Origin of the sequence: Pseudarthrobacter sp. NamE5, assembly GCF_005796225.1 — a bacterium.
Lineage (GTDB): Bacteria > Actinomycetota > Actinomycetes > Actinomycetales > Micrococcaceae > Arthrobacter.
Genome location: NZ_VAHO01000009.1, coordinates 156,763 through 164,934, shown reverse-complemented (window position 1 = coordinate 164,934; position 8,172 = coordinate 156,763). Strand labels below are relative to the sequence as shown.

At 68.8% G+C, this 8,172-nt stretch carries 6 protein-coding genes; 1 reads left to right on the top strand and 5 read right to left on the bottom strand.

The features are described from left to right. Positions 1–345: 345 nt before the first annotated feature. Together FDW84_RS12650 and FDW84_RS12645 are read right to left on the bottom strand one after the other, a co-directional pair. Positions 346–2,082: a serine/threonine-protein kinase gene (locus FDW84_RS12650; protein ID WP_138609888.1), complete on the bottom strand. Its 1,737-nt coding sequence runs from the start codon at positions 2,080–2,082 to the stop codon at positions 346–348. Positions 2,083–2,305: 223 nt separating this feature from the next. Next, positions 2,306–2,881 (bottom strand): TetR-like C-terminal domain-containing protein, encoded by a 576-nt coding sequence (locus FDW84_RS12645; RefSeq protein ID WP_205754745.1) that lies wholly within the window; start codon positions 2,879–2,881, stop codon positions 2,306–2,308. Positions 2,882–2,961: 80 nt separating this feature from the next. On the opposite strand from FDW84_RS12645, the gene FDW84_RS12640 reads away from it, so the two are divergent. Then, entirely contained in the window at positions 2,962–3,456 is a 495-nt protein-coding gene (locus tag FDW84_RS12640; protein WP_138609886.1) for a DUF4188 domain-containing protein, read from the top strand. Here the strand turns inward: FDW84_RS12640 and FDW84_RS12635 are convergent, their stop codons facing one another. Genes FDW84_RS12635 through FDW84_RS12625 form a run of 3 tightly spaced genes read right to left on the bottom strand, consistent with a single transcriptional unit; the run spans position 3,457 to position 8,155 of the window. Further along, positions 3,457–4,461, bottom strand: a complete 1,005-nt coding sequence (locus FDW84_RS12635) for an NAD-dependent epimerase/dehydratase family protein (RefSeq protein WP_138609885.1) — start codon at positions 4,459–4,461, stop codon at positions 3,457–3,459. Next, a complete protein-coding gene (locus FDW84_RS12630; RefSeq protein WP_138609884.1) occupies positions 4,458–7,139 on the bottom strand; it encodes an alpha/beta fold hydrolase in 2,682 nt (893 codons plus the stop codon). Before FDW84_RS12630 ends, FDW84_RS12635 begins: the two co-directional genes overlap by 4 nt. Next, positions 7,133–8,155: a 3-oxoacyl-ACP synthase III gene (locus tag FDW84_RS12625; protein ID WP_138609883.1), complete on the bottom strand. Its 1,023-nt coding sequence runs from the start codon at positions 8,153–8,155 to the stop codon at positions 7,133–7,135. Before FDW84_RS12625 ends, FDW84_RS12630 begins: the two co-directional genes overlap by 7 nt. Positions 8,156–8,172 lie beyond the last annotated feature (17 nt).

Sequence of the window (8,172 nt, the reverse complement as noted above, 5' to 3'; positions counted from 1 at the left end):
CTCGATGCGGCTTTCCCCGCGACGCTCTCTCACTCGATGCGGCTTTCCCCGCGACGCTCCCTCACTCGATGCGCCCTTTGCCCCAACGCTTTCGCACTCACCCCGCTGAGGTGCGGGGCCGCCGTCGTACTTACTGCTCGGCAAGGCCGCCTCCCGATGGAGCCCGCTTCGATACAGCCTCCTTTTCCCGGCTCACATGTGGGCGGGCAGTGAAGTTCCCAGAACCGTGGCCAACTAGGACCGGAGATGCACCTGCCCCGGAGGCTCGCCGCCGTCGTACCTTGGCTGGTGACCGTGGGTAGAGTCACCGTGCACAAAGGGGCAGACGGCGGCAGGAGGGCCGGTTCAGTCCCTGCCCTTCCCGTTTCCACGGTCGCCGGGCTTGCCGGCTTTCGTCTTGGCCGCCTCTGCAGGGCTTTGCTTGGCTGCTTCGTCCTCTGCGGGCCGTTGCTCTTGCTGCTGCGCGGTGTCAGCCTCAGCGGGTTCGGCGGCCGGGGCCGGTGCAACGACGATTACCGGCGAAGGGTCCGCGACGGGCAGCGAGTCCGGCGTGACTACAGGCGGGGTATCGGTGCCGGCGGGGATGGCTTCAACCGCCGGTCCTTCAGAGGGGGCAGCTGGTCCCTCAGAAGCGGCAGCGAGGGTTACGAGGTCGTTCCGGACAAGGCGGATGGCGCTGACAATGCTCCTGTATTGCTCGAACGTCAGGGCGTCGGCTGATGCTTCGTCCGCCACATCCTTTTCCAGCCGGTCCAGGTGGCTGAGCGCCGCCTGCAGGTCATTGGCGAGCACGGCCCCACGCAGCTGGTCGAGAATGGTCCTGGAGACAGCAGAGGGCTCGAGTGCGGCTTTAAGCTGGTCCAGGTGAAAGTCCACGGGATTGTTTGCCGCCGCCTTTACCGGAATGGCCGATTCTGCCTGTTCAACGGGCTGGCCCGAGCCGGCGCCGCCGAATGTGGCGGAAGTGGCCACGCCCAGGATGACAGCCGCGGCGCAAGCCCCTACTGCCGCCCGGGCGCGCTTGCCGAGTTTCCGGCGCCGCGGAGGGAGTGCCTGTGGCGGATGCGGCGGCAGTGGTGGTTGCAGGCCAGGAGCGGGCCGATGTATCCGCGCAGTAACGGCAGGGTCGACAGCCGCCTTGGACGGCCCGGGCTTCAGGGACAACTGCTGCAGGGCAGCTGCAGCTTCTGCCGCGGTGGGCCGGTCCGTGGAATGCCTGGCGGTCATGGCAGCCAGCAGCGCTTCCCACTCCGCGCCGATACCCGCAGGGACAACCGGGTCCCTGTTGATGCGTGCCACGCCCGACTCAATCTGGTTACCCGGGAACTCAACATGCCGGGTGAAGCATTCCAGAAGCACCAGGCCCAGGGAGTAGACGTCGCTGGCTCCGTCCAGGCTCTCCCCGAGCGCCTGCTCCGGGCTCAGGTAGGCGGCTGTGCCCACGGTGCGGCCCGTCCCGGTCAGATGCTCTTCATCCATCACGCGGGCGATGCCGAAGTCAGCGAGTTTGGCCCTCCACTGGGCATTGGGGTCCCAGGTCCGTTGCTGGTAGAGCAGCACGTTTCCCGGTTTGATGTCCCGGTGGAGCACGCCGCGGCTGTGCACGTAGTCCAGTGCAGAGGCCAGGTCAGCTCCGATGCCTGCAACACCGGCGGGCTCCATTGGCCCCTGCCCCAGGAGCTGGCGGAGGTCCGGGCCGGGCACGTACTCCATCACCACAAAGCTGCGCTCCACGGCGGGATCAGTGCCGGCGTCAAACAGGGTCACCAGGCCGGGGTGGATCAAGGACGCGAGGATCCGGATCTCTGCCTCCTGCCGGGCAAGCAACTCCGGCTCGCAGCCTTCCCTGGCGAAAACCTTGAGCGCCACTTCCCGGTTCAGGGCCTCATCCACAGCCCGGTATACGGCCGCCGCTGCGCCCCGGCCCACTAGCTCCTGAAGCCGGTAACGCTGGCCCAACAGCTGGCCCGTCACTCCTCCCCCGCAGGTGTTGCCGGGGGCCGCTTGGCCGCCGACGCCGGTTAAGCCCCGCATGGCGGGTTTGGGCATACCGGCAGGGGCGGCAGCGGAGACGTCGGGCATTACTCAGATCTCCCTTAGATTACATAGAGCTGGACGATCACATGCACCCCGCATGGGGACATTGGCGCTCAGGCGTGACATCGAGCATCTCTGCACAATTGAATAGTAAGGCTGCTTAGTAGTACATCACATCGGCGCCCGTGACACTACTCCCTGATGCGCCTGCGATTCGGCGGCCGGCACCGCAAAGCGACACCGCCACGGCCTGCTGGCCAGCCGGCTGTCAGGGTGCAGCCCAACCCCTGGCCACAGCACCCAGGGCGGCCTCGTAAGCAGCAGCCCAGTCAGCATCAGGAGGCCCTACTTGGGCCAACTCCAAACTCACCAGTCCATGGACCTGCCCCCAGATCGCCACTGCCACCACCTCCACCGGACCCGGCAGCAGCGTCCCCGCGGACTGTGCGGCGGCCACTGCTTCCTTCAGGGGCCCCATGGCGTCCGCAGCGACGTCGGGGCTGGGGCTGCAATCGGCGTAGGCGGCCAGCGCGCCCCCGAACATGAGCCGGTAGAGCGCCCGGTGGCCCAGCGCCCAATCGCGGTACGCAACCCCCAGGCCGCGCAGCCCTCCCGCCGCCGCCGCCTGGGAGTCCCGGAAGGACCGGAAGCCGTCATCAACCACAGCTGTGAGGAGCTGGGACTTTCCTCCGAAGAGCGAGTAGACGGCAGTGGTGGAAGTGCCGGCAGCTGCGGCCACATCCCGGAGGGTAACCCGCGCCGGACCTTCCCGGTCCACAAGGTCCGCCGTCACTGCCAAAAGTTCCGCTCGCAGGGAAGCAGTGTGCACCACAGGTCTTGCCATGGTCGCCATTGTTTCATTACCTTGTTTTGTAACGGCGTTACCAAACCCTCCCACCGCTATTCCTTGGAAAGAGGCCTCCCATGAATCAAGAGATTTTCCCTGGCCGCTACACTGCAGATCCCGGCCGGGAGTCCGTCACAGTGTTCCTCATCGGGATGCGGGCAAACCGCTGGTGGAAGGTGGGCAAGGTGCTTCAGGTTGCGTCAGCCATGCCGCGGATGCTGCGTCACCTCGCGGTGCATCCGGACTCCGGGATGCTTGGCTGTGAGCAGTGGTTTGGGCGTACCACCATGATAGTGAGCTACTGGGAAAGCCCGGAGCACCTGCGCAGGTTCGCGGCGGACCGGGATGCTCCCCACCTGGAACCATGGCGCCGCTTTATGAAGGGCATTTCCGGGACCGGTGACGTGGGCATCTGGCACGAGACCTACCAGGTGCCGGCCGCGGGCATCGAGACGGTGTACAGCGGGATGCCCCTGTTCGGACTGGCCAAAGCCACCGCGCAGGTGCCGATCGGAGCGGGCACGAACACGGCAAAGCAGCGCATGGGAAAGTCCACACGCAAGGCTCCGTGATCAGTCGCTCCCGGACTCCCGCACCGCCGGGCGCCCGTTGGATCCGTAGTACTCCGCCAGCCTCGCAAGTCCCTCATCAAGGGAAACGGCAGGCGTCCAGTCGAGGAGTTCACGGGTCTCGCGCTGGTCGAACCAGTGTGCATTGGACAGCTGTTCGGCCAGGAACCGGGTCATCGGGGGCTCGTCAGTGCGTCCGGCCCAGGTCCAGAGCCGCTCCACCAGGGCACCGGCCGCCCGTGCAACGCCGCCGGGCACAGCCCACCGCGGCGCGGGAACACCGCCCGCGGCGCAAATGCCGGCAAGCAGTTCACCCACCGGGCGGGGCTCGCCGTTGGTCACCACCAAGGCGCGGCCATGGATGTGCTCCATACGGAACAGCGCCGTGGCCATGGCAGAGGCGGCGTTGTCCACGTACGTGGTGTCGATCAGGGCAGCGCCGGCGTCGAGCAGGGGCAGGCGGCGGCGGGCGGCGCGCGCCAGGACCCGTTCCACCAGCTGGGTATCACCCGGACCCCAGACAATGTGCGGCCGCACCGCCGCAACCCGGAACTCCGGACTGTCTGCTGCGAGCGCCAGGAGTTCGGCCTCGGCCTTGGTGCGGGAGTAGTCCCCGTGCGCGTGCTCCGGATCGGCCGGCTCCGCACCCAGCCCAGCGATGGCGGCGCCCGAGTTGGCCACCGACGGCGAGGAAACGAACACCAGATCGCGCACCCCCGCCTCCTGGGCAACGCGCAGCAGGCGCCGGGTCCCTTCAACGTTCACCTCGTCGAACTCGGCGGCACGGCCGGTGAACGAGACCTTCGCGGCCAGGTGGATGATTCCTTCTGCGCCCTGGACTGCGTCCTTCAGCACCTCCTCGTCGGCGAGGGACCCGCGGAAATCTGCGGCGCCGTCGACCCCTGACGGACGGCGCTGGAAGGTCGACACGTCGTGGCCCTGCCGCACCAGCACTCCGGCAACTTCCCGCCCGAGCAGACCGCTCGCGCCGGTGACGAGGACCCTCATGGCTTTCCTGGACGGCCGCCAGCCAGCACCCGTGAAGCCCAGCGGGACAGGCGGGCCCTGTCGATCTTTGCGTTGTGCCGGATGTCGGTGGGCTGCGCGGGGACCGCAAGCACAGCCGAAACGTCCACGCCGGCGTCCCGGGCAGCGGTACGGACACGGCCGGCGAGTTCGGGTGCGGCCGGGCCTGCCTTGCGGACGGGAGGTACTGTTTCGACGACGGCGACCACGGCCTGGGTGCCTGCCGGCCCCACCCCGGCTATAGCGGCGAGCCGGACGCTGTCCAGCCGTTCGATTGCCTGCTCGGCGGCGACGGGCGTCACCGCGGCAGCGGGCGCCGTCACCACGTGGGCGAGGCGGCCCTCCACCCACAGCCGGCCGGCGGCGTCGAAATGGCCTACGTCGCCGGTGCGGTGCCAGCCCGGGATGGACGCGCTCTGAGTTTGGGTCAGCCAGAGCCTGTCGTAGGCCTCCTTGACGTGCGGGGCGCTGACCAGGATCTCCCCGGTCACCCCGGCGTCCGTTACCGGCTGCGTTCCCGGTGCGGTGCCGTCCACCGCCAGCGGGACCACGGCCACCCGCGCCCCGTGCACCGGCGTTCCGACGCACACGCCGTTGCCTGCTCCCGGCACCGTGCCGGCGGCAGCGTCGGCGTCGGCGGCCTGGATCTGTTCAAGGCTGATGTCCGTCACGGGCAGGGCCTCGGTCATGCCGTAGGGCGTGTGCAGGGACGCCCGTGGCAGGAGCCGCTGCACCTCGGCCAGGAGCGGTTCCGGGACGGGCGCTCCGGCGGAGAGCAGCAGTTCAACCTTCCCCAGTGCCTGGCGCCCTGCCTCGCTCAGGCCATCCTGCGTGGCCAGGACGTTGCGCAGGGCTGCAGGAGAAGCGAAGACCACGGTTGCGTCGATGGCAGCCGCGGCGTCCGCCAGCGCCCGTGCCGTCAAGGTTCTGGGGGCCGTGACGTCCATGTCAGGCGTCACGGACACCGCTCCGAGTGCCGGCCCCAGCAGGGCGAACGGGGCGAAGCCCGCCACCAGGCGGGAGCCGGAACGGATCCCAAACGTCTCGGCCACGGTATCCCGCATCGCGGCCAGCTGCCGATGGGTATAAAGCACGCCTTTGGCCGGCCCGGTGGAACCCGACGTGAAGAGGACGGCGGCGGGGGCGTCCGGGTCCGGAGCGCCCGACGGCGGCACCTGGCTTCCGTCCGATCCGCGCCGCGCCAGAGCGGCGAGGGACGTTTCCACGCCCAGGATCCGACGGCGGGCGGCCGGCAGGTCCTGCACGCTGATCCGCCGCCCCGGCCAGCCGAGCACGGAGGCAGCGGCGAGGGCCTTGTCGATGCCGATGATGACATCAGGGGTGGCGCCCTTCACTGCCCGGCTGAGGCCTTTGGTTCCCAGTCCGGCGTCGGCCACCACCACCACCGCGCCCACCCGCAGGCAGGCATAGAGGGCCACGGTGAGGTCCACGCCGGGCGGAACCATCAGGCTTACCCGGCTGCCGCTCCCGACGCCGGCCTCCTGCAGCCCCTCGGCGAGGTCCAGGATGCTCCGGTCCAGCTGCTGCCAGCTGAGCGAACGGGCCACCGTTCCGTCCGCAGCCATTTCCGCGACGGCAGTGTCGCCCCCGGCGATCCCTGCGGTCTGTTCTTCGAGCATCTCCCAGAGGGGCCGGAACCCGGTGGCACCGGCCGGGTCCTTCCGCGCCTCTCCGGGGGATGCGGCTTCCGGAGCGCCGCTTCCGCCGGCACCGGCATGCCCGGCGAGCCATTGGAAAACCGGCCCGGCAATGTCCCGGTCTTCCGCCACGATGTGCCCGGCGCCTTCGAAGCGGTGCACCTGCGCGTGCGGAAGCCGGCCAACGAGGTCCTTGAGGTACCGGTCAGAAAAGATTGGGTCCCGGGGGCCCCAGAGCATCAGGGCCGGCACCTTCAGGCCGCGGAGCCCTTCTGAAACACCGGTGAGCGCCTGAAAACTGGGGTGGGAAGCATCCACGGGGATATCCGCAACGAAGTTCCCCACCCCGGTACGGCGAGAGGCGCCGTGGTAGGGGGCCATGTACGCCTTCCGGATATCTGCCGGCAGCGGCGGGTCCGCCAGCGAGTGGGTCACCCGCAGAAAGGCGTCAGACGTGGTGGTTCCCCACTTGTGCACGGCAGGGTGCAGGGCCAGCTGCAACGCCGGCGGGATTGCTGAACCGGCGGGCTGGTGGACGGCGGTGTTGGTCAGGACGACGGCGGCAAGCTGCTGCGGGTGCGCCAGGGCCCAGCCGAGGCTGATGACGCCGCCCCAGTCGTGGCCCACCGTGACCACCGGTCCGTCCAGGTCGAGCGCCGCGGTGAGGTCGCCGAGGTCGTTGATCCGGTCCGCCAAGCGGCGGAACCTGCCGGTGCGCGCTGAGTAGCCCATGTCCAGCTGGTCCACGGCAACCACGCGCCACGGGTGTGCCGGGTCTGACCCCGCGGTGAGCAGCGTCCGCCACAGATACGACCAGGTGGGGTTGCCGTGGACGCACAAAAGGGTGCCCTGCGGGACCAGGCCGCGGCGGGACAGCTGCGCGCCGTTGTCCAGCAGGTGCCAGCGATGCACCGTTCCCGGCTCGTCCGCGCCCGAGGTGGACAGCACCTCCACTTCGCGGGACCACTCCGGGTCCACGCCTGGCCAGGCGGCGGCTACCAAACGATTTCCATCATGGCGGTGTTGAGCCCGGAACCGACGCCCATGCACAGCACGCGGTCTCCGGCTTCAAGGGACTGGGCCTCGGCAGCAAGGGTCATGGGAAGGGAGGCCGGGCCCACGTTGCCCCAGTGCGGGAAGGTGATGGGCACCTTGTCGGGGTCCAGGTTGATCGCGTCGATGATCGCCTGGGTGTAGGCGTTGCTCACCTGGTGCGTGACGTAGCGGTCCATGGCTGCCCAGTCCCATTCCGGCTGGGCTTCGTGCCAGGCCTCGACGACGAGCTGCAGGCCGCCGTCGAGCAGTCCCTTGGTGTCCGTGTTCATGCCGTCGATGCCGCCCACACACAGTTCATGGTGTTGTGTTCCTGCACGCATCACGCCGCCGACGATCCTGTGGGCGCCGGGGTGCTGGTCAGCGGGGCCCAGGACGGCGGCAGCGGCACCGGAGCCCAGGGTGAGGGTGGCGAACTCGCGGTTGAAGTCCTCGCGGGTGGTTTCGGGCCGCTGCAGCCGGGCGAGGGTGGCCTCCTGCGTTGCCTCGGCATCCTCGGCGTTGACGATCATCGCGTATTTGATCTGGCCCGAGTCGATCATGCTGGCCGCCAGGGTCAGGCCGTTGACGAAGCCGAGGCAGGCGTTGGCCAGGTCGAAATTCATGGCCGACGACGGCAGGCCGAGTCCGTGATGGATCCTCACCGCTACGGAGGGTTCCAGGTTGCGCCGGGTGACCGAGGTGTTGATCAGCAGGCCGATTTCCGATGCTTCGACGCCTGCCTCGGCCAGGGCCTTGGCACCTGCTTCAATGGCGGCGTCGTCGAATGCTGTTCCCGGGGCCCACCAACGGCGGTGCGTGATGCCCGCGACCCGCTCCAGCAGCCGCGGCGGGAACTTCAGCCGCTGCAGGGTGGACGCCAACCGATGGTCGAAATCCGTAGAACTCACGATCCGCGGGGCCTCGACACTGCTCACCGAAAGCAGCCCGGTGTTGCTGTGCCGAAACGTTGCATTCCCTGCCAAAATCAAGCCCCTGTTCG

Coding starts and splice junctions, on each gene's coding strand:
- FDW84_RS12635 (WP_138609885.1), bottom strand. CDS start 4,461: ATGAGGGTCCTCGTCACCGGCGCGAGCGGTCTGCTCGGGCGGGAAGTT.
- FDW84_RS12640 (WP_138609886.1), top strand. CDS start 2,962: ATGAATCAAGAGATTTTCCCTGGCCGCTACACTGCAGATCCCGGCCGG.
- FDW84_RS12645 (WP_205754745.1), bottom strand. CDS start 2,881: ATGGCAAGACCTGTGGTGCACACTGCTTCCCTGCGAGCGGAACTTTTG.
- FDW84_RS12650 (WP_138609888.1), bottom strand. CDS start 2,082: ATGCCCGACGTCTCCGCTGCCGCCCCTGCCGGTATGCCCAAACCCGCC.